This is a genomic window from Pseudomonas sp. FW305-7 (assembly GCF_058786735.1).
On sequence record NZ_JBYSZA010000017.1, the window covers coordinates 71,455 to 92,021 of the forward strand.

A 20,567-nucleotide genomic window follows, 5' to 3' on the forward strand; every position below is an offset into this window, starting at 1 on the left:
GATCAGCGAGTGATGCCGCGAGTCGACGACTGGATGGAGTCGCGGAACACCGCAACTTCCGGGAATTGGGCCGCAGGCTCAACCAGCTCCGCCAGAGCCTGCTCGACCGTCAGTCCTTGGCGATAAACGGTTTTGTATGCGCGGCGCAACGCATGGATAGCGTCTTCGCTGAAACCGCGACGGCGCATGCCTTCGAAGTTCATGCTGCGCGCTTCGGCAGGGTTGCCAAATACCGTGACATACGCCGGAACGTCCTTGCCGATGGCGGTACCCATGCCGGAAAAGCTGTGAGCACCGATGTGGCAATACTGGTGAACCAGGGTGAATCCGGAAAGGATCGCCCAGTCTTCAACGTGCACATGGCCGGCCAATGCGGTGTTGTTGACCAGAATGCAGTGATTGCCGATGACGCTGTCATGACCGATGTGGGCATAGGCCATGATCAGGTTGTGATCGCCCAGCGTGGTTTCCGAGCGGTCCTGCACGGTACCACGGTGAATCGTCACACCTTCGCGGATGACGTTGTGGTCACCGATCACCAGACGGGTTTCTTCACCCTTGTACTTCAGATCGGGCGTGTCCTCACCTACCGAGGAAAACTGGTAGATGCGATTGTGCTTGCCGATGCGGGTCGGGCCTTTGAGGATCACATGCGGCCCGATCACGGTACCCTCGCCGATTTCCACACCTGCGCCGATGATCGACCACGGGCCGACCTCGACGCCGTCTGCCAATACGGCCGACGGATCGATGATTGCGCGAGGGTCAATCAAACTCATAGCTTGCGTTCCGCGCAGATGATTTCAGCGGAGCAGACTGGCTTGCCGTCGACCGAAGCCTGGCATTCGAATTTCCAGATCTGGCGCTTGCAGCTGATGAACTTGGCTTCGAGGATCAACTGATCACCCGGCAGCACAGGCTGGCGGAAGCGCAGCTTGTCGGAACCGACGAAGTAATACAGGGTGCCGTCGGCCGGTTTGACGTCGAGCATTTTGAAACCGAGGATCCCGGCAGCCTGAGCCATCGCCTCGATGATCAGCACGCCCGGCATGATTGGATGCGCCGGGAAGTGACCATTGAAGAACGGCTCATTGATGCTGACATTCTTGTAGGCGCGAATGCGCTTGCCTTCAGTGTCCAGTTCCACCACCCGGTCCACCAGCAGGAACGGGTAACGGTGAGGCAGGTATTCGCGAATCTCGTTGATGTCCATCATTTCGGGGGGAAGCCTATGTAAAGATTGGGAGCGCGACTGACGCGCACTCCTCTAGCAAATCAAGGAGGCAGTCTAGAGGCTGTGCACACTTGATATGGAAATGGTATCAGCCATCTGATGAAGCATTGCCGTCAGGGGTCACTTCCCCTACGCGCTTTTCCAGCTGTTTCAAACGTCGCGCGATGTCATCGAGCTGACGGATGCGTGCCGCGCTTTTGCGCCATTCGGCCGCTGGTTGCATGGCTGTGCCGGAAGAATACGCGCCCGGCTCGGTAATCGAGTGGGTCACCATGGTCATCCCGGTCAGGAAAACGTTGTCGCAAATATCAATGTGACCGACCAGACCGACACCGCCGGCGAGCATGCAGTGCTTGCCGATTTTGGTGCTGCCGGAGATCCCCACGCACGCCGCCATAGCGGTGTGATCACCGACCTGGACGTTGTGGGCAATCTGAATCTGGTTGTCGAGCTTCACGCCATTGCCGATCACGGTATCGGCCAGGGCGCCGCGGTCGATGGCGGTATTCACGCCGATCTCGACATCGTCGCCGATGGTCACGCCACCGATCTGGGCGATTTTCTGCCAGATACCTTTCTCATTGGCGAAACCGAAGCCTTCACCACCGAGCACCGCACCGGACTGGATCACCACCCGCTTGCCGATGCGCACATCGTGATACAGCGTCACCCGTGGAGCGAGCCAGCCGCCCTCACCGATTTCGCTGCGCGCACCGATCACGCAATGGGCACCCAAGGTCACTTGCGCACCAATCCGCGCACCGGCCTCGATCACCACGAAAGGCCCGACACTGGCGCTCGGATCAACCACCGCGTCTGCAGCAATCACCGCTGTGGGATGGATACCCGCTGTGGCTTTTGGCTTGGGATCGAACAAGTGAGAGAGGCGTGCGTAAGCCAGATAAGGGTCCGGCACGACCAGCGCATTACCGGAAAAACCTTCGGCATCCGCGTCCTTGAGCAGCAATGCTGCTGCCTGCGAACCCGCCAGGTATTTACGATATTGAGGATTTGCCAGAAAGCTCAACTGAGCTGGGCCAGCCTCTTGCAAAGTGGCTAGCCCAGTAATTTGCTTCTCCGGGTCGCCACGCAGGGTGGCGCCGAGGAACTCGGCCAACTGGCCGAGCTTGATAGTCACTGTCATGGGTTACTTCAGCTGATTCATGCGCTCGATAACCTGGCGTGTGATGTCGTACTGAGGTTTGACATCAATCACTGCGCCACGCTCGAACACCAGGTCAAAACCACCTTTTTTGATGACTTCTTCCACTGCGCTATCCAGTTTCGGCTTCAGTTGCTTGAGCATTTCGCGGTCGGCAACGGCTTTGGCTTCGTTCAGCTCCTTGGACTGGAACTGGAAGTCACGGGCCTTTTGCTTGAATTCCAGCTCCAGACGCTCACGCTCGCCTTGCTGCATCTTGTCGCCACCAGCCATCAGACGATCCTGAATACCCTTGGCACTGCTTTCCAGAGTCTTCAGTTTGGTCAGTTGAGGACCGAACTTTTTCTCGGCATCCACGGCGTACTTCTTCGCCGCATCGGATTCGAGCAGGGCCATCTGATAGTTCAGAACGGCAATTTTCATGTCGGCAAATGCCGGGCCTGCCACCATCAAGGAGGCCAGGAGAACCAATTGAGTCAACTTACGCACGATGCACTCCTACAAAATCCATTGTCGTTATCTTGGGTCAGACGCTTAGAACGTCTGGCCGAGGGAGAATTGGAACACTTGAGTTTCAGCTTCATCCGGTTTCTTGATCGGCATGGCCAACGCGAAGCTCAGAGGACCCAGTGCGGTGACCCATGTCACACCAACACCGACGGAACTGGCCATGTTGCTCAGGCTGATGTCGTTGCACTTGGTGTTCGACGACGAGCCATTGGCGTTGGTGGTGTCCTTGCACTGCGAATCGAATACGTTACCCACATCCCAGAATACCGACGTACGCAGGGAGCGTTGATCCTTGACGAACGGCAGCGGGAACAGAACTTCCACGCCGCCCTGAATCAGGACGTTGCCACCGAACGGCAGCGGGTCCTGGTCCGGGTCTCTCGAAGTACCCGGGTTGTTGCCACGGCTAGGGGTACTGCGTGGACCCAGCGTACTGTCCTTGAAGCCACGTACCGAGTTGAAACCACCAGCATAGTAGTTTTCATAGAACGGCAAGCCGTCAGTCGAACCATAACCGTCGCCATAACCCAGCTCGGTATGCAGACGCAGGGTGTAGTTTTCGCTGATCGGCTGGAACAGCTGACCGCGGTAATCAAGCTTGTAGAACGACAGGTCGCTGCCCGGAATGGTGGTTTCCAGGGTCAGGCTCTGGGAACGACCACGGGTTGGCAGTACGCCTTTGTTCAGGGTCGACTCGGACCAGCCGGCCGACGCCTTGAAGTTCAGGTAGTTGTCGCCTTCCTTGTTAACGAAGTCAAAAATCTCGTCAACGGTGTATTTACCGGTCTTGATCTTGTCTTGCTGCGCGGACAGACCGAAGGTCAGACGCGAAGTCTCGCTGATCGGGTAGCCCACGTTCACGCCGGCACCCAGGCTGTCTACCGCATAGCTGGCTACGTCGACGTCGAGGTCTTTGTAGTCGGTGGTGCGATAGAACGCGTTGTAACCCAGGCTCACGCCATCGGCGGTCCAGTACGGGTCAACATAGCCAAAGTTGTAGCGGCTCTGGTATTCGCTTCGGGTCAGACCGACGCTGACGCGGTTACCGGTACCGAGGAAGTTGTTCTGGGTAATCGAACCACCGAGGATCAGACCCGCGCTCTGGGCGAAACCGACGCTGGCAGTGATCGAACCGGAAGCCTGCTCTTCAACGCTGTAGTTCACATCAACCTGGTCATCGACACCCGGAACAGCCGGAGTCTCGACGTTGACTTCTTTAAAGAAGCCCAGACGCTCAAGACGGGTCTTGGACTGGTCGATCAGGTAGGTCGAAGCCCAGCCACCTTCCATCTGACGCATTTCACGACGCAGCACTTCGTCTTCGGACTTGGTGTTGCCACGGAAGTTGATGCGGTTGACGTAGGCACGCTTGCCCGGATCGACAGCAAACAGGATGTCCACGGTGTGGTCATCATCGTGCGGCTGAGGCACGCCGTTGACGTTGGCGAAGGTGTAACCCTCGTTACCCAGACGGCGGGTGATCAGTTCGGAGGTGGTGGTCATCAGCTTGCGCGAGAACACCTGGCCTTTCTGCACCAGCAACAAGGACTTGACCTGATCTTCAGGGACTTTCAGATCACCGCTGAGCTTGACGTCGCGGACGGTGTACTTCTCGCCCTCGGTCACGTTGACGGTGATGTAGACGTGCTTCTTGTCCGGGGTGATGGACACCTGGGTCGAAGCGATATCCATGTTGATATAGCCGCGGTCCAGATAGTAGGAACGCAGACGCTCCAGGTCACCGGAGAGTTTTTCACGGGCATATTTGTCATCGTTCTTGAAGAACGACAGCCAGTTGGTGGTTTTCAGCTCGAACAGATCGGTCAGGTCTTCCTCGGGGAAAACCGTGTTACCCACCACGTTGATGTGCTGAATGGCAGCAACGGTGCCTTCGTTGATCTTCACTTTCAGACCGACGCGGTTACGCGGCTGCGATACCACTTCGGTATCGACGGTCGCCGAGTAGCGGCCCTGTGCAACGTACTGACGTTGCAGTTCGTTACGCACACCTTCAAGGGTAGCGCGCTGGAAGATCTCGCCTTCGGCCAGACCGGATTGCTTGAGGCCTTTCATCAAGTCTTCAGTGGAGATCGCCTTGTTACCCTCGATCTCGATACTGGCGACGGATGGACGCTCGACAACCGTGATTACCAGAACGTTGCCTTCGCGACCCAGCTGGATATCTTGAAAGAAACCGGTTTTGAACAACGCACGAGTGGATTCCACCAGGCGACGATCATCCGCCTGCTCGCCGACGTTCAACGGCAAGGCACCAAAGACACTACCCGCGGAGACCCGCTGGAGGCCATTGACGCGAATATCAGAGATAGTGAAGGACTCGGCGTGAACTTCGGCGATCATCAATACGGTGAGAACCGCAGTTAGCAGCAGACGTTTCATGAAGTCCTTTCTTATTCCAACTGGCAATAAACAAACTGCCGCAAAATGCGGCAGATTCGCAATTCAGCGAAGCGTTACAGTCGACCCAGATCGTTGACCAGAGCAAGCAACATCACCCCGACCACCAAACTGATACCGATCTGTATCCCCCAACCTTGCACCCGATCCGACAAGGGACGACCACGCGCCCACTCGATCAGATAAAACAACAGATGCCCCCCATCCAGTACAGGAATGGGCAGCAAATTCAGAACCCCCAGGCTAATACTCAGATAAGCAAGGAAATTCAGGAAATCAGCGACGCCCGACTGGGCAGAAGCGCCCGCCACTTTAGCAATGGTTATCGGTCCACTCAAGTTTTTTACCGAGAGCTCGCCGAAGAGCATTTTCTTTAGCGAATCGAGCGTCAGAATGCTCATGGTCCAAGTGCGACGGGCACCCTCGCCAATTGCGGCCAACGGCCCGTAACTGACCTCGCGAATCATCTCCGGCGGCCAGTCGATGGCTTTCACGCCGGCACCCAGGTAACCGCTTGGCGACTTGCTTTCACCGCGAGCGGCCAAGGTCACCGGGACGTCGATTTGAGCACCATCACGCTCGATGCGCAGCATGATTTTGGTATCAGGACGCGTACGAACGGTATCCACCACTTGCTGCCAGTCATTGAGTGCCTGGCCATCAAGCGTCAGCAGACGATCACCGGTTTTCAGGCCAGCCGCCTGAGCCGGGCCCTTCGGATCAAGCTCGGCAAGCACCGGCGGCAAGGCCGGACGCCATGGACGAATACCCAGAGAACGGATCGGATCCGGCTCATCAGCACCCTTGAGCCAGTGATCCAGCGCCAGTTCGCGCGGCGAATCTGCAGTAGAACCCTGCTCACGGACCAGCAACTGCAACGAGCCGCTCTCACCGAGTCGACGAACCAGTTGCAGATTGACAGCAGCCCAGCCAGAGGTCGGCTCGCCATCAATCGCAACAATTTCCTGGCCTGCGCTCAAACCAGCCTTGGCCGCAATGCTACCGGACTCGACCGCCCCGATCACCGGACGCACCTGCTCGCTTCCGAGCATGGCCAGCACCCAGAAGAACACCAAGGCCAAAAGGAAGTTGGCAATTGGGCCGGCGGCGACAATGGCGATACGCTGGCGAACCGACTTGCGGTTGAACGACTGGTCGAGTTGATCGACCGGCACTTCACCTTCGCGCTCATCGAGCATCTTCACGTAACCACCCAACGGGATGGCAGCGACGACGAACTCGGTGCCTTGCTTGTCGTGCCAACGCAGCAACGGCATACCGAAGCCTACGGAAAAGCGCAGAACCTTGACGCCGCAGCGACGCGCGACCCAGAAATGGCCGAATTCGTGAAAGGTGACCAGCACACCCAAAGCGATCAGGGTGCCGGCAATCATATAGAGCGCGCTCATCTACTTTCTCCGCAATCCCGTTCAGTGCCGCGTGAAGCCATTGTGTTTCTAAATCTATCGGTCGTGACGCTTCAACCATTGTTCCGCCAGGACTCGCGCCCTGGCGTCTGCCTTGAAGACCGCATCGAGATCGCCGAGTGCCACAACCGGCTCGAGACTCAAGACCTCCTCGATGATACTCGCGATTTCCAGATAACGAACCCGTCCGTCGAGAAACGCTGCGACCGCCACTTCATTGGCGGCATTGAGCATCGCCGGCGCGCTGTCGCCCGCCTCGGCAGCCTGCCGCGCCAGACGCAGGCAGGGGAAGCGCTCTTCGTCCGGCGCTTCGAAGTCCAGACGCGCGATCGCAAAGAGGTCCAGCGGCGCCACGCCGGAATCAATTCGCTCCGGCCAGGCCAGTGCATTGGCAATTGGCGTACGCATGTCGGGATTGCCCAACTGCGCCAACACCGAACCATCGACATAATCGACCAGCGAGTGAATCACGCTCTGCGGATGGATCACCACCTCGACTTGGGACGGCTTGGCATCAAACAACCAGCAGGCCTCGATCAACTCGAGACCTTTATTCATCATGCTCGCCGAATCCACGGAAATCTTGCGCCCCATGGACCAGTTCGGGTGCGCACAGGCCTGGTCAGGTGAAACATGCGCCAACTCACTCATGGGCGTCTGTCGGAACGGGCCGCCAGAGGCTGTGAGTAAAATCCGACGCACGCCGACGTTGCTTAATCCACGGGCGAAATCCTGTGGCATGCACTGGAAAATCGCGTTGTGCTCACTGTCGATCGGCAGCAGCACCGAACCGCTCTTGCGTACCGCCTGCATGAACAAGGCGCCGGACATCACCAACGCCTCTTTATTGGCCAACAGGATCTTCTTGCCCGCCTCGACGGCTGCCAGTGTCGGGCGCAAGCCTGCCGCACCGACGATCGCAGCCATGACCGCATCGACTTCCGGCGCAGAGGCGACCTGACACAGGCCCTCCTCCCCCACCAGCACACGGGTTGGCAAACCGGCTGCGCGCAAATCGTCCTGCAAACCGCGAGCGGCGGCGACTTCCGGCACCACGGCAAACTGCGGCACATGACGTACGCACAAGGCCAGCAGCTCAGCCAGACGAGTGAACCCACTCAAGGCGAAAACCTGGTAACGCTCAGGGTGGCGAGCAATCACATCCAGAGTGCTCAGGCCGATCGAGCCGGTAGCCCCCAGAACGGTAATCTGCTGCGGGCGGCTCACGGTGCAGCCATCCACAGCAATACAGCGAAGACTGGAATAGCCGCCGTCAGACTGTCGATGCGATCAAGCACGCCGCCATGACCCGGCAGCAAATTGCTGCTGTCCTTGATGCCGGACTGACGCTTGAACATGCTTTCGGTGAGATCACCGACGACCGAGATAAATACGATCAGTGCCGCGCCAATCAGGCCTTTAAGCAACTCTGCCACTGTCCAGTCGCGCACCAGCCCGACAATGGCGGTAATCACCAGGCTCAGCGCCAGGCCACCATAAACGCCTTCCCAGCTTTTGCCCGGGCTGACCTGAGGCGCCAACTTGCGCTTGCCGAATGCACGACCCGAGAAGTAGGCGCCGATATCCGCACCCCAGACCAGCACCATCACCGCCATGATCAGCCAGTTGCCCAACGGGTACTGCTTGATCTGCACCAGGCCTTGCCAGGCCGGCAGCAGAATCAACAGGCCGATCACCAGTTTGGTGGCCGCACTGGACCAATGCTCGCTGGAGCGCGGGTATGTCAACACGAGAAACGTTGCCACGGCCCACCACAACACCGAAGCACCGAGCACCCAAGGCGCAAGACCGGGTAGCACATACATGACGAACAGCATCAATGCGACGACAGCGGCAAAGCCGACGCGGAACGATTGTGCGGTGAAGCCCGCCAGACGCGCCCATTCCCAGGCGCCGAGACTCACGACCAGACCAATGAACAGCGCAAAAGCGGAACCTTCGAGCAGGAAAAACCCGCACAAGGCAATCGGCAGCAGGATCAGCGCAGTGATGATTCGTTGTTTAAGCATTAAACCCGGGCTCCAGCTTCGACCTGCTCGCTCGTTTTACCGAAGCGACGCTGGCGCGAAGCGAAATCGGCCAGCGCATTGCGCATGGCATCGTGTTTGAAGTCCGGCCAGAACAGGTCGGAGAAGTACAACTCGGCGTAAGCCAGTTGCCACAGCAGGAAGTTACTGATGCGGTGCTCGCCACCCGTGCGAATGCACAGGTCCGGCAACGGCAGATCGCCGGTCGCCAGACAGGTTTGCAACAGATCAGGGGTGATGTCTTCCGGACGCAGATGCCCGGCCTGGACTTCACGGGCCAGACGCTGCGCAGCTTGCGCGATATCCCACTGACCACCATAGTTGGCGGCAATCTGCAGGATGAAGCGGTTGGCACCCGCAGTCATGGCCTCGGCTTCGCGCATCGCGGTTTGAAGCTCCGGATGAAAGCGCGAACGATCGCCAATGATGCGCAGGCTGATGTTGTTGTCATTGAGACGCTTGGCTTCACGACGCAAGGCCTTGAAGAACAGATCCATCAAGGCACTGACTTCATCGGCCGGGCGCTGCCAGTTTTCACTGGAAAAAGCGAACAGGGTCAACACTTCGACCTTGGCTTCAGCGCACACCTCAATAACGGCCCGCACAGCATCCACGCCCGCTTTATGCCCGGCGACACCTGGCATAAAGCGTTTTTTCGCCCAGCGATTGTTGCCATCCATGATGATCGCGACATGGCGCGGCACCGCGGACGGCGCAGTCTGCTTGGTCTTGTCCATTTAAAGCTCGACCCTTATACGGCCATCAGGTCTTTTTCTTTCTCTGCCAGCTTCGCGTCGATTTCAGCCACGAATTTCTTGGTCAGATCGTCGATCTCGCCAGTGGCGCGACGCTCTTCGTCTTCGCTGATCTCTTTTTCCTTGACCAGGTCCTTCAGCGAGCTGTTGGCATCACGACGAATGTTGCGCACGGCAACACGGGCGTCTTCAGCCACATCACGCGCCTGCTTGGTGAAACCGCGACGGGTTTCTTCGGTCAGGGCCGGCATGCTGATCAGCAGCAGTTCACCCAGGTTGGTCGGGTTCAGGTTCAGGCCTGCACTGCCGATCGCCTTGTCCACAGCACCGAGCATGTTGCGCTCGAACGCGACAACTTGCAGGGTACGCGCGTCTTTGACGGTGATGTTGGCGACTTGCTTGATCGGGGTGTCAGAGCCGTAGTACGGCACCATCACGCCTTCCAGAATGCTTGGGTGCGCTTGACCGGTACGGATGCGGCCGAAGTTGTGAGCCAGGGACTCAACCGACTTCGTCATGCGCTCTTTAGCGTCTTTCTTGATTTCGTTGATCATTGTTGGACTTCCTCGATCAGAGTGCCTTCAGCGCCGCCATGCACGATGTTCAGCAGGGCGCCGGGCTTGTTCATGTTGAATACGCGCAGCGGCATTTTGTGGTCGCGGCACAGGCAAATAGCCGTCAGGTCCATTACACCCAGCTTGCGATCCAGGACTTCATCATAAGTCAGATGATCGAACTTCTCGGCATGCGGGTCTTTGAACGGGTCTGCGGTGTAGACGCCATCGACCTTGGTCGCCTTCAGAACGACGTCGGCATCGATTTCGATTGCACGCAGGCAGGCTGCCGAATCCGTGGTAAAGAACGGATTGCCGGTACCGGCCGCGAAGATCACGACGTCCTTGGAGTTCAGGTGGCGCATGGCTTTGCGGCGATCATAATGATCGGTCACGCCAACCATGGAAATGGCCGACATCACGATGGCCGAGATATTGGCACGCTCCAACGCATCGCGCATGGCCAGGGCGTTCATCACAGTGGCCAGCATGCCCATGTGGTCGCCTGTAACCCGATCCATACCGGCTTTGCTCAGCGCTTCACCGCGGAACAGGTTGCCACCGCCGATCACCAGACCGACCTGTACGCCGATGCCGACCAGCTGGCCGACTTCCAGCGCCATCCGATCCAGCACTTTTGGATCGATCCCGAACTCTTCCGAGCCCATCAGGGCCTCGCCGCTAAGCTTGAGTAGAATGCGTTTATAGCGAGCCTGATAACCACTGCCCTGCTGAGCCATTGCGAATCTCTCCTGCGGCGTATTTAAAAATTCTTTGCGAGCTGTTTACAGCTGGCGTTCACTCTAGCTTGGCGCTGCTTCAGCGCCATCGGAACATGGCTTTGTAAGTCAGTTCCAAGTGGAAACCAATTAAAAATTGATAACCCCATCTGAAAAGAGGCTGCGCGCGTGAGCGGGCAGCCTCTTTCGGGCGACAGTTGAAAACCGTCTTATTGCTTGGCGGCAGCCAGCTGGGCAGCAACTTCTTCAGCGAAGTTGTCGACCGGCTTCTCGATGCCATCACCTACTTTGTAGTAAGTGAAGGAAACGATTTCTGCGCCGCCTTTCTTGGCCAGCTCGCCAACCTTGATTTCAGGGTTCTTGACGAACGCCTGCTCAACCAGGCTCGCTTCTGCCAGGAACTTGCTGATACGGCCTTTGACCATGTTCTCAACAATGTTTTCTGGCTTGCCTTTGATTTTTTCTTCGTTCAGCTGCAGGAACACAGCTTTTTCACGCTCGATCGCTTCATCGGAAACTTGCGAAGGCAGCAGGAACTCAGGGTTGCTTGCAGCTACGTGCATCGCGATGTCTTTGGCCAGCTCGACGTCACCGCCTTTCAGAGCCACAACCACACCGATCTTGTTGCCGTGCAGGTACGAACCTACAACGTCACCTTCAATACGGGTCAGACGACGGATGTTCACGTTCTCGCCTACTTTGGCAACCAGTGCTTCGCGAGCGGCTTCTTGAGCAGCGATCAGCGGAGCAGCGTCGGTCAGCTTGTCAGCGAAGGCTTTTTCAACGCTGGCAGCAACAAAGTTTTTGAAGTCGTCTTGCAGAGCCAGGAAGTCGGTCTGCGAGTTCACTTCCAGGATAACGGCAGCTTTACCGTCGTCCTTGATTGCGATTGCGCCTTCAGCGGCAACGTTGCCAGCCTTTTTCGCAGCTTTGATCGCGCCCGAAGCACGCATATCATCAATGGCTTTTTCGATGTCGCCGTCAGCCTTTTCCAGGGCTTTCTTGCAGTCCATCATGCCTTCGCCGGTACGCTCGCGCAGTTCTTTAACCAACGCTGCAGTAATTGCTGCCATTTTCAAATTCCTCTTGGATAGGTTTTCAACCATTCCACCCGATCGAACGGGCGTTCAATTCTTCCCGAACCACCGTTGTAGCCGCTGCACGTTACAGGTGCAGGGTGAGCGCTGCCACACGTGGGCGCCGACAACGGTTTTCGAGGTGGCAAAAAGGGGGCCAGGCCCCCTTTTTGCTTACTGAGTCAACGCCAGGGCGTTAATTACTCAGCTGCAGCCTGAGTTTCTTCAGCTGCGAATTCTACAGTGCCGCCGCCAACATTGTTGCGACCACGGATAACTGCGTCAGCCATCGAACCCATGTACAGCTGGATAGCGCGGATTGCGTCATCGTTGCCTGGGATGATGTAGTCAACGCCTTCCGGGCTGCTGTTGGTATCGACAACGCCGATTACCGGGATGCCCAGCTTGTTGGCTTCGGTGATCGCGATGCGCTCGTGGTCAACGTCGATCACGAACAGTGCGTCTGGCAGACCGCCCATGTCCTTGATGCCGCCCAGGGAGCGATCCAGCTTCTCAAGATCACGGGAGCGCATCAGCGCTTCTTTCTTGGTCAGCTTGGCGAAAGTACCGTCTTCGGCCTGAACTTCAAGGTCACGCAGACGCTTGATGGAAGCACGAATGGTTTTGAAGTTGGTCAGCATGCCGCCCAACCAGCGGTGATCGACGTACGGCGAACCGCAACGTGCTGCTTCTTCAGCAACGATCTTGCCAGCGGAACGCTTGGTGCCGACGAACAGAATCTTGTTTTTGCCCTGGGCCAGACGCTCTACGAAAGTCAGAGCTTCGTTGAACATTGGCAGGGTTTTTTCAAGGTTGATGATGTGAATCTTGTTACGCGCGCCGAAAATGTACTTACCCATTTTCGGATTCCAGTAACGGGTTTGGTGACCGAAGTGCACACCGGCCTTCAGCATATCGCGCATATTGACTTGGGACATGATAGTTCCTTAATAAGTCGGGTTTGGCCTCCACGTATCCCAATGACCAACCAGTGGCATAAAGCCAAAAGCACCCAGGTCATCGTGTCGACACGTGTGTGGATTTAAGCCTTTCGGGGTATCCCCGGAAAGCGGCGCATTTTATATCACAGGGAAGGCAGAAACGGAACCCGAAATCTGCAATCGCACCAAGGACATGGGCTCGGCCCCCTTGGAATCGGCCCTGGGCGCACCATTGTATAGAGACAAGCGATACACGCAGGCGCGGATTTGCTCCTTCCGTCTGGTAGAATCGCGTTTTTCAGGGTCGCAAAACGCACAGCTGCCACCCTATCCGTATCAGCAAGCGCCGCCGAGCGCAGAGAGAGCCTGTATGACCGTCAACCTCAAAACCCCCGAGGACATCGCTGGCATGCGTGTCGCCGGCAAACTGGCCGCCGATGTGCTGGAAATGATTGCCGAACATGTCAAACCGGGCATTACCACCGATGAGCTGAACCAGATCTGCCACGACTACATCGTCAACGTGCAGCAAGCCATCCCTGCCCCGCTCAACTACAAAGGCTACCCAAAGTCGATCTGCACCTCGATCAACCATGTGGTCTGCCACGGCATCCCGAATGACAAGCCGCTGAAAAACGGCGACACGCTGAACATCGACGTCACCGTGATCAAGGACGGTTACCACGGCGATACCAGCCGCATGTTCCACGTCGGCACCGTGCCAGTCTGGGCCGAGCGTCTGTCGCAGATCACTCAGGAATGCATGTACAAGGCCATCGAAATCGTCAAACCCGGCTGCCGCCTGGGTGACATCGGTGAAGTCATCCAGAAACACGCCGAGAAGAACGGTTTCTCGGTGGTTCGCGAGTTCTGCGGCCACGGCATCGGCAAGGTGTTCCACGAAGAGCCGCAGATCCTGCACTACGGCCGCGCCGGCACCGGCATGGAACTCAAGGCCGGCATGACCTTCACCATCGAGCCGATGATCAACCAGGGCAAGGCCGACACCAAGGTATTGGGCGACGGCTGGACTGCGATCACCAAGGACCGCAAGCTTTCGGCGCAGTGGGAACACACCCTGCTGGTCACTGACACCGGCTACGAGATCTTCACCCTGCGCGCCGACGACACCATCCCGCGCATGTCGGCCTGACCCCCAGAACGCTCCCAGCCTTATAGAAGGAAAGCCAATCGATGCCGCAGGTGGATCCCGAACTCTTCGACCGCGGCCAGTTCCAGGCTGAACTGGCCCTGAAAGCGAGCCCTATCGCCGCATTCAAGAAGGCGATCCGCCAGGCCCGCGAAGTGCTCGACGCACGTTTTCGCAACGGCCGTGATATCCGTCGGCTGATCGAGGACCGTGCCTGGTTCGTCGATAACATCCTGCAAAAGGCCTGGGAGCAGTTCAACTGGAGTGAAGACGCCGACATCGCGCTGGTTGCGGTCGGCGGCTATGGCCGTGGTGAGTTACACCCCTATTCCGACATCGACTTGCTGATCCTGCTGGACAGCGCCGATCACGAAGTTTTCCGCGATTCCATCGAGCGTTTTCTGACGCTGCTGTGGGATATCGGCCTGGAAGTCGGCCAGAGCGTGCGCTCGGTCGACGAATGCGCCGAAGAGGCCCGCGCCGACCTGACAGTCGTCACCAACCTCATGGAAAGCCGCACCATCTGCGGTCCCGAGCGCCTGCGCCAACGCATGCTCGACGTCACCAGCACCGCACACATGTGGCCGGCCAAGGAGTTCTTCCTGGCCAAACGTGCCGAACAGAAGGCTCGCCACCACAAGTACAACGACACCGAATACAACCTGGAACCCAACGTCAAAGGCTCGCCCGGCGGCCTACGGGATATCCAGACGATTCTATGGGTTGCCCGTCGCCAGTACGGCACCCTGAACCTGCGCGCCCTCGCTGGCGAAGGCTTCCTGGTCGAGAGCGAAAACGCCCTTCTCGCCTCCTCTCAGGAATTCCTCTGGAAAGTCCGCTACGCCCTGCACATGCTTGCCGGTCGCTCGGAAGACCGCCTGCTGTTCGATCATCAACGCACCATCGCCGGCCTGCTCGGCTTCGAAGGTGACGACGCCAAACAGGCTGTCGAAAACTTCATGCAACAGTATTTCCGCGTGGTGATGAGCATCGCCCAGCTAAGCGACCTGATCATCCAGCACTTCGAAGAAGTCATCCTCGCCCCTGAGGACGAAGCGCCGCCGCAGCCAATCAACTCGCGCTTCCAGTTGCACGATGGCTATATCGAGGCGCGTAACGACAACGTGTTCCGCCGCACGCCGTTCGCCATGCTCGAGATCTTCGTGCTGATGGCGCAGCAGCCGGAAATCAAAGGGGTGCGCGCCGACACCATTCGCCTGCTGCGCGAAAACCGTCATCTGATCGACGACAATTTCCGCAACGACATCCGCAACACCAGCCTGTTCATCGAGCTTTTCAAGTGCAAGATCGGCATCCACCGCAACCTGCGCCGGATGAATCGTTACGGCATTCTCGGGCGTTATTTGCCGGAGTTCGGTTTCATTGTCGGGCAGATGCAGCACGACCTGTTCCACATCTATACGGTCGATGCGCACACGCTGAACCTGATCAAGCACCTGCGTAAGCTTCAGTACACCCAGGTCTCGGAAAAATTCCCGCTGGCCGCCAAGCTCATGGCCAAACTGCCCAAGCCCGAGCTGATCTACATGGCCGGCCTGTATCACGACATCGGCAAAGGCCGGCATGGCGATCACTCGGAGATCGGCGCCGTCGATGCCGAAGCGTTCTGCCAGCGCCATCAATTACCGGTGTGGGACAGCCGCTTGATCGTCTGGCTGGTGCAAAACCATCTGGTGATGTCGACCACCGCGCAGCGCAAGGACTTGTCCGACCCGCAGGTGATTCATGACTTCGCACAAGCCGTCGGCGACGAAACCCGCCTCGACTACCTGTACGTGCTGACCGTGGCCGACATCAACGCAACCAACCCGACGCTGTGGAACTCGTGGCGTGCCAGCCTGTTGCGCCAGCTCTACACCGAGACCAAGCGTGCCCTGCGCCGTGGCCTGGAGAACCCGGTGGATCGCGAAGAGCAGATTCGCCAGACCCAGAGCGCGGCGCTGGACATTCTGGTGCGCGGCGGCACCGACCCGGACGATGTCGAACAATTGTGGGCGCAACTGGGCGATGACTATTTCCTGCGCCACACCGCTGGCGATGTGGCCTGGCACAGCGACGCGATCCTCCAGCAGCCGGCCGATGGCGGGCCGCTGGTGCTGATCAAGGAAACCACCCAGCGCGAGTTCGAGGGCGGCACGCAGATCTTCATTTACGCACCGGATCAACACGACTTCTTCGCCGTAACCGTGGCCGCAATGGATCAGCTCAACCTGAACATTCACGATGCCCGGGTCATTACCTCAAGCAGCCAATTCACCCTCGACACCTACATCGTGCTCGACAACGACGGCGAATCCATCGGCGACAACCCGGCACGGATCAAGCAGATTCGCGAGGGCCTGACCGAAGCCCTGCGCAACCCGGACGACTACCCGACGATCATTCAGCGCCGGGTACCGCGCCAGCTGAAGCACTTTGCCTTCGCACCGCAGGTGACGATCCACAACGACGCTCAGCGACCGGTGACTGTGCTGGAACTCACCGCGCCGGATCGCCCGGGGTTGCTGGCGCGGATCGGCGGGATCTTCCTCGAGTTCGACCTGTCGCTGCAGAACGCCAAGATTGCGACATTGGGCGAACGGGTAGAGGACGTGTTCTTCATCACTGATGCCCACAACCAGCCGTTATCCGACCCCTTGCTGTGCAGTCGCTTGCAGGATGCGATCGTTGAACAGTTGAGCGTCAATCAGGAACCCGATATCAAGCTTTCGCGCATCAGTATCTGATCCAACAACTTCCCCCCTGTGGGAGCAGGCTTGCTCGCTCCCACATTGAACGAGGCCCCCATGAACAACGCTCTGAACCAGCTCCAGCCCTACCCGTTCGAGAAGCTCCGCGCCCTGCTCGGCAGCGTGACGCCAAACCCGGACAAGCGTCCGATCGCGCTGTCGATCGGTGAGCCGAAACACCGTTCGCCAAGCTTCGTCGCCGAGGCGCTGGCGAACAGTCTGGATCAGATGGCCGTGTACCCGACCACCCTCGGTATTCCCGCCCTGCGCGAAGCCATCGCTGGCTGGTGCGAACGCCGCTTTGGCGTGCCAACCGGCTGGATCGATCCGGCGCGTAACGTGCTGCCGGTCAACGGTACCCGCGAAGCGTTGTTCGCGTTTACCCAGACCGTGGTCAACCGTGGCGACGACGCACTGGTGGTCAGCCCCAACCCGTTCTATCAGATCTACGAAGGCGCCGCGTTTCTCGCCGGAGCCAAGCCGCATTACCTGCCATGCCTTGATGAAAACGGCTTCAATCCTGACTTTGACGCGGTGTCGCCGGATATCTGGAAGCGCTGCCAGATCCTGTTTCTGTGCTCGCCGGGCAACCCGACCGGCGCACTGATCCCGGTCGAGACCCTGAAAAAGCTCATCGCCCTGGCCGACGAATACGACTTCGTCATCGCCGCCGACGAGTGCTACAGCGAACTGTACTTCGACGAACAGACCCCGCCGCCGGGCCTGCTCACAGCCTGCGTCGAACTGGGCCGCAAGGACTTCAAACGCTGTGTGGTGTTCCACAGCTTGTCCAAGCGTTCCAACCTGCCGGGCCTGCGCTCCGGTTTCGTCGCCGGCGACGCCGACATCCTCAAGGGTTTCCTGCTGTATCGCACCTACCACGGTTGTGCGATGCCGGTACAAACGCAACTGGCCAGCGTCGCTGCGTGGAATGATGAAGTGCATGTACGCGCCAACCGTGCGTTGTATCGCGAGAAGTTCGACGCGGTGCTGGAGATTCTCAGCCCGGTGATGGACGTACAACGTCCGGATGGCAGCTTCTACTTGTGGCCGAATGTGCAAGGCGACGATGCGGCGTTTTGCCGGGATCTGTTTGCCGAAGAACATGTGACTGTCGTGCCCGGCTCCTATTTGTCTCGTGACGTGGATGGCGTCAATCCGGGGGCGGGTCGAGTGCGGATGGCGTTGGTTGCGCCACTGGCGGAATGCGTTGAAGCCGCCGAACGCATTCGAAACTTCATTACCCGTCATCGCTCGTAAAACTTACATCCCGCACGGTGCAATGCCGTGCGGGAATACCCTGCTCGCTGTTTCACGCAGACGGGGATTTGTTATCAGTATCAAGTTACAACTTCGACCAGCCAAAAAAGTACAAAGCCTATTACCTTCCCTTTTCCAAACGCGACGCCTTACGGATCAAGGCACGACGTTCACAATCAATAAGGATATTGACCATGCACACCTGTCATTTTGTGAGAATGCTGGAGCCCGGCACTCGCCAGGAACAAGCCCGACAGAACCTCCCTCCGCAAACGCGCCACAGGCGTTCAGTCGCTTACTCAAACAGCTTCTGGGAAAACGCCAGTACGGTGACCTTCTCGTTCAAAGAGGACGTACCGGCCAATCTAAGGGTAAGGATAGAATTCTGCCTCAGGCGATGGGAGCCCTTTATCAGCCTGGCGCTCGAACTGGTCGATGACGGCGACGGCCAGATACGCATTGCAGTGGAAGGCAACGACAGTTACTCGGCCATTGGCACGTGGGCCCTGCAAGAGGATCCGGACGAGCCCACCCTGGTGATAGGCAAAAGCCCTGATGATCGTTTTTTTGAGCAAACGATCCTGCATGAATTCGGCCATGCGCTGGGATTTCATCATGCGCATCTGCATCCCGACGCTAACATCCCTTGGGATAAACCCGCCGCCTATGACTTTTTCAAACAGAACCATGGCTGGAGCAAAGCCCAGGTTGATCACAACTTCTTCAACCTTGACTCCAGGCAGTCGGCATTCCTCGGCAGCTACGACAGACACTCGATCATGCATTACCCGACTCCCGAATTTCTCACCTACAAGAAATGGGATATCGGCGACAACATGACCCTCAGCGAAGGGGACAAACTCTTCGCCAGACAAGCTTATCCCGCCCTTGACTACTGGCAACTGCCTACTTGACCTGCCCCAGATTCGCTTCACTCAGGTCAAGGTCAGCCAATACTTCCCTGAGCACGTCATCACCAATCTCATGTTGACGGCTGAGGCTGTACAGCTCCAGGCGTTGCGCGCGCAGCGCCTTCAAGCGTAAACGGCGTTCCAGCAGATCCATCTGGAACGCCAGCGCCTGGGCTTCGGCGGAATCGTTGAAGACGTCGAGTTGATGGCGGTACTCGGACATGATCCGCGCCTTCAATTCTGCCGACAGCGCCGCTTGCGCGGCATCCTGCGGGCCGACCTCTTCGGTTTCCAGCGCATGGATCGCCGCTTCGGCGGTCTTGCGCCAGGCGTCGCGGACTTCCTGACGGCGTTTATCGTCAGGGCTTTTTTCGATGCCGCGCAACAGCAATGGCAAGGCGATACATGCCGAGACCAGTGACAGCAGAATCACTCCGGCGGCAATGAAAATCAGCAGGTCACGCTCGGGAAATGCCTCACTCCCCATCAACATCGGCACCGACATCACACCCGCCAGCGTTACCGCGCCGCGTACACCGCCGACTGTCAGCAGCCAGCAGGAGCGGGCGGTCGGGACTTGCGTCAGATCTCCCTTGCCGCGCAATCGTCGCAACAGCACTGACAAACGCCAGATGCTTTGCACCCAGATAAATCGCAGCAGCACTAACGCGAGGAAAATCGCCAGCACATCTAGGCAGCGATACAGCAGCGTTGGCCACAGCGTCGGCTCATGGCTGACCACGGCTTTGATGATGTCCGGCAGTTGCAGACCCAGCAGCAGAAAAATCAAACCGTTGAAAGCAAACTCCAGCAGCGACCAGACGCTCCGGTTAAGCAGTCGCGTGCTGGTCTGGCGCGGCAACAGATCGAGCCAGCTCTGCATCATTCCCGCCGCGACCGCCGACAGGATGCCCGATACACCGAGACGCTCGGCCAGTACATAGGCGGCAAACGGCAACAACAGCATGAACACCACGTGAGTCGCCGGGTCATCCCAGCCTCGGGCGATCATCCATGCCCGCAATCGCCCGACCAGCCAGCTCAACGCGACGCCGACCGCCAAGCCTCCAAGTGCCACGACCACAAAGGTCAGGCTGGCGTTGGTCAGCGAGAAAACGCCCGTCACGGCGGCAGCCAAGGCAAACTTGAACGTCACCAGACCGGACGCGTCGTTCATCAACGCCTCGCCTTGCAACATATGCATCAACGGCGTGGGCAAACGGTTTTGCGAGATGGCCGACACCGCAACAGCGTCCGTTGGCGACAGCACAGCGGCCAACGCGAAAGCCACTGGCAGTGGAATTGTCGGCAGCAGCCAATGGATGAAGTACCCGGCGCCCACCACCGTAAACAGCACCAGCCCGACCGCGAGCGTCAGAATCGGTCCGCGCAAATGCCAGAGTTCACGTTTGGGCATGCGCCAACCGTCGGAAAACAGCAGCGGCGGCAAGAACAGAAACAGGAAAAGTTCGGGATCAAGGGCGACATGCAGACCCAGCGTCGGCCAGGCCAGCAAGGCACCGGCGGCGATCTGGACCAAAGGCAGCGGCAGCGGGATGACCCGTCCGACCAGACGGGAGACGCTGACCAGCATCAGCAGGATCAGGACGGTGTAGGCAGTTTGCATAAAG

The 20,567-nt window shown here is 58.3% G+C and carries 18 protein-coding genes; 4 read left to right on the forward strand and 14 right to left on the reverse strand.

What is annotated here, in order from left to right; all coding sequences use genetic code 11:
* Positions 1-2 precede the first annotated feature (2 nt).
* The 13 genes from lpxA to rpsB all read right to left on the reverse strand — a co-directional run bounded on the left by lpxA (position 3) and on the right by rpsB (position 12,862).
* A complete protein-coding gene (gene lpxA / locus AC3WMT_RS19825; RefSeq protein ID WP_103303027.1) occupies positions 3-779 on the reverse strand; it encodes an acyl-ACP--UDP-N-acetylglucosamine O-acyltransferase in 777 nt (258 codons plus the stop codon).
* Positions 776-1,216 (reverse strand): 3-hydroxyacyl-ACP dehydratase FabZ, encoded by a 441-nt coding sequence (gene fabZ / locus AC3WMT_RS19830; protein WP_003222142.1) that lies wholly within the window; start codon positions 1,214-1,216, stop codon positions 776-778. Before fabZ ends, lpxA begins: the two co-directional genes overlap by 4 nt.
* Before the next feature lie 106 nt (positions 1,217-1,322).
* A complete protein-coding gene (gene lpxD / locus AC3WMT_RS19835; protein ID WP_103303028.1) occupies positions 1,323-2,378 on the reverse strand; it encodes a UDP-3-O-(3-hydroxymyristoyl)glucosamine N-acyltransferase in 1,056 nt (351 codons plus the stop codon).
* Between the two features lie 3 nt (positions 2,379-2,381).
* Positions 2,382-2,885, reverse strand: a complete 504-nt coding sequence (locus AC3WMT_RS19840; RefSeq protein ID WP_007908849.1) for an OmpH/Skp family outer membrane protein — start codon at positions 2,883-2,885, stop codon at positions 2,382-2,384.
* A 45-nt stretch (positions 2,886-2,930) separates the two neighbouring features.
* Positions 2,931-5,306 carry an outer membrane protein assembly factor BamA gene (gene bamA / locus AC3WMT_RS19845; protein ID WP_103303029.1) on the reverse strand — a complete coding sequence of 792 codons (2,376 nt, stop codon included), beginning with the start codon at positions 5,304-5,306 and terminating at the stop codon, positions 2,931-2,933.
* Positions 5,307-5,380: 74 nt separating this feature from the next.
* Complete coding sequence (rseP, locus tag AC3WMT_RS19850; protein WP_103303030.1) at positions 5,381-6,733, reverse strand: sigma E protease regulator RseP; 1,353 nt, start codon at positions 6,731-6,733, stop codon at positions 5,381-5,383.
* A gap of 54 nt (positions 6,734-6,787) precedes the next feature.
* Positions 6,788-7,978: a 1-deoxy-D-xylulose-5-phosphate reductoisomerase gene (gene ispC / locus AC3WMT_RS19855; protein ID WP_103303031.1), complete on the reverse strand. Its 1,191-nt coding sequence runs from the start codon at positions 7,976-7,978 to the stop codon at positions 6,788-6,790.
* On the reverse strand, positions 7,975-8,781 hold the full coding sequence (locus tag AC3WMT_RS19860) for a phosphatidate cytidylyltransferase (protein WP_103303032.1): 807 nt from the start codon (positions 8,779-8,781) through the stop codon (positions 7,975-7,977). Before AC3WMT_RS19860 ends, ispC begins: the two co-directional genes overlap by 4 nt.
* On the reverse strand, positions 8,781-9,536 hold the full coding sequence (gene uppS / locus AC3WMT_RS19865; protein ID WP_103303033.1) for a polyprenyl diphosphate synthase: 756 nt from the start codon (positions 9,534-9,536) through the stop codon (positions 8,781-8,783). Before uppS ends, AC3WMT_RS19860 begins: the two co-directional genes overlap by 1 nt.
* A 14-nt stretch (positions 9,537-9,550) precedes the next feature.
* Positions 9,551-10,108, reverse strand: coding sequence for a ribosome recycling factor (frr, locus tag AC3WMT_RS19870; RefSeq protein WP_096819627.1), 558 nt, complete (start codon positions 10,106-10,108; stop codon positions 9,551-9,553).
* Positions 10,105-10,848 (reverse strand): UMP kinase, encoded by a 744-nt coding sequence (gene pyrH, locus AC3WMT_RS19875; RefSeq protein ID WP_011332683.1) that lies wholly within the window; start codon positions 10,846-10,848, stop codon positions 10,105-10,107. Before pyrH ends, frr begins: the two co-directional genes overlap by 4 nt.
* A 209-nt stretch (positions 10,849-11,057) precedes the next feature.
* Positions 11,058-11,921, reverse strand: coding sequence for a translation elongation factor Ts (tsf, locus tag AC3WMT_RS19880; RefSeq protein WP_103303034.1), 864 nt, complete (start codon positions 11,919-11,921; stop codon positions 11,058-11,060).
* Positions 11,922-12,124: 203 nt separating this feature from the next.
* Complete coding sequence (gene rpsB, locus AC3WMT_RS19885; protein ID WP_103303035.1) at positions 12,125-12,862, reverse strand: 30S ribosomal protein S2; 738 nt, start codon at positions 12,860-12,862, stop codon at positions 12,125-12,127.
* A 373-nt stretch (positions 12,863-13,235) separates the two neighbouring features.
* Between rpsB and map the strand changes: the two genes are divergently transcribed.
* The 4 genes from map to AC3WMT_RS19905 all read left to right on the forward strand — a co-directional run bounded on the left by map (position 13,236) and on the right by AC3WMT_RS19905 (position 18,939).
* Positions 13,236-14,018, forward strand: a complete 783-nt coding sequence (map, locus tag AC3WMT_RS19890; RefSeq protein ID WP_103303036.1) for a type I methionyl aminopeptidase — start codon at positions 13,236-13,238, stop codon at positions 14,016-14,018.
* A gap of 41 nt (positions 14,019-14,059) precedes the next feature.
* Positions 14,060-16,762: a [protein-PII] uridylyltransferase gene (locus tag AC3WMT_RS19895; protein WP_103303037.1), complete on the forward strand. Its 2,703-nt coding sequence runs from the start codon at positions 14,060-14,062 to the stop codon at positions 16,760-16,762.
* Positions 16,763-16,822: 60 nt separating this feature from the next.
* Positions 16,823-18,025 (forward strand): succinyldiaminopimelate transaminase, encoded by a 1,203-nt coding sequence (gene dapC / locus AC3WMT_RS19900; RefSeq protein ID WP_103303038.1) that lies wholly within the window; start codon positions 16,823-16,825, stop codon positions 18,023-18,025.
* Between the two features lie 194 nt (positions 18,026-18,219).
* Positions 18,220-18,939: a M12 family metallopeptidase gene (locus tag AC3WMT_RS19905; protein ID WP_256583490.1), complete on the forward strand. Its 720-nt coding sequence runs from the start codon at positions 18,220-18,222 to the stop codon at positions 18,937-18,939.
* On the opposite strand, the gene AC3WMT_RS19910 is transcribed toward AC3WMT_RS19905, so the two are convergent.
* Positions 18,932-20,563 (reverse strand): Na+/H+ antiporter, encoded by a 1,632-nt coding sequence (locus tag AC3WMT_RS19910; RefSeq protein ID WP_103303039.1) that lies wholly within the window; start codon positions 20,561-20,563, stop codon positions 18,932-18,934. The two genes, AC3WMT_RS19905 and AC3WMT_RS19910, sit on opposite strands and share 8 nt — an antisense overlap.
* Between the last annotated feature and the right edge of the window lie 4 nt (positions 20,564-20,567).

Bases quoted from the DNA above. Each gene is read 5' to 3' on its own strand.
- lpxA (WP_103303027.1), bottom strand. From the start codon at position 779: ATGAGTTTGATTGACCCTCGCGCAATCATCGATCCGTCGGCCGTATTG.
- bamA (WP_103303029.1), bottom strand. From the start codon at position 5,306: ATGAAACGTCTGCTGCTAACTGCGGTTCTCACCGTATTGATGATCGCC.
- AC3WMT_RS19910 (WP_103303039.1), bottom strand. From the start codon at position 20,563: ATGCAAACTGCCTACACCGTCCTGATCCTGCTGATGCTGGTCAGCGTC.
- AC3WMT_RS19860 (WP_103303032.1), bottom strand. From the start codon at position 8,781: ATGCTTAAACAACGAATCATCACTGCGCTGATCCTGCTGCCGATTGCC.
- tsf (WP_103303034.1), bottom strand. From the start codon at position 11,921: ATGGCAGCAATTACTGCAGCGTTGGTTAAAGAACTGCGCGAGCGTACC.
- rseP (WP_103303030.1), bottom strand. From the start codon at position 6,733: ATGAGCGCGCTCTATATGATTGCCGGCACCCTGATCGCTTTGGGTGTG.
- frr (WP_096819627.1), bottom strand. From the start codon at position 10,108: ATGATCAACGAAATCAAGAAAGACGCTAAAGAGCGCATGACGAAGTCG.
- fabZ (WP_003222142.1), bottom strand. From the start codon at position 1,216: ATGATGGACATCAACGAGATTCGCGAATACCTGCCTCACCGTTACCCG.
- AC3WMT_RS19895 (WP_103303037.1), top strand. From the start codon at position 14,060: ATGCCGCAGGTGGATCCCGAACTCTTCGACCGCGGCCAGTTCCAGGCT.
- uppS (WP_103303033.1), bottom strand. From the start codon at position 9,536: ATGGACAAGACCAAGCAGACTGCGCCGTCCGCGGTGCCGCGCCATGTC.
- rpsB (WP_103303035.1), bottom strand. From the start codon at position 12,862: ATGTCCCAAGTCAATATGCGCGATATGCTGAAGGCCGGTGTGCACTTC.
- map (WP_103303036.1), top strand. From the start codon at position 13,236: ATGACCGTCAACCTCAAAACCCCCGAGGACATCGCTGGCATGCGTGTC.
- dapC (WP_103303038.1), top strand. From the start codon at position 16,823: ATGAACAACGCTCTGAACCAGCTCCAGCCCTACCCGTTCGAGAAGCTC.
- lpxD (WP_103303028.1), bottom strand. From the start codon at position 2,378: ATGACAGTGACTATCAAGCTCGGCCAGTTGGCCGAGTTCCTCGGCGCC.
- AC3WMT_RS19905 (WP_256583490.1), top strand. From the start codon at position 18,220: ATGCACACCTGTCATTTTGTGAGAATGCTGGAGCCCGGCACTCGCCAG.
- pyrH (WP_011332683.1), bottom strand. From the start codon at position 10,848: ATGGCTCAGCAGGGCAGTGGTTATCAGGCTCGCTATAAACGCATTCTA.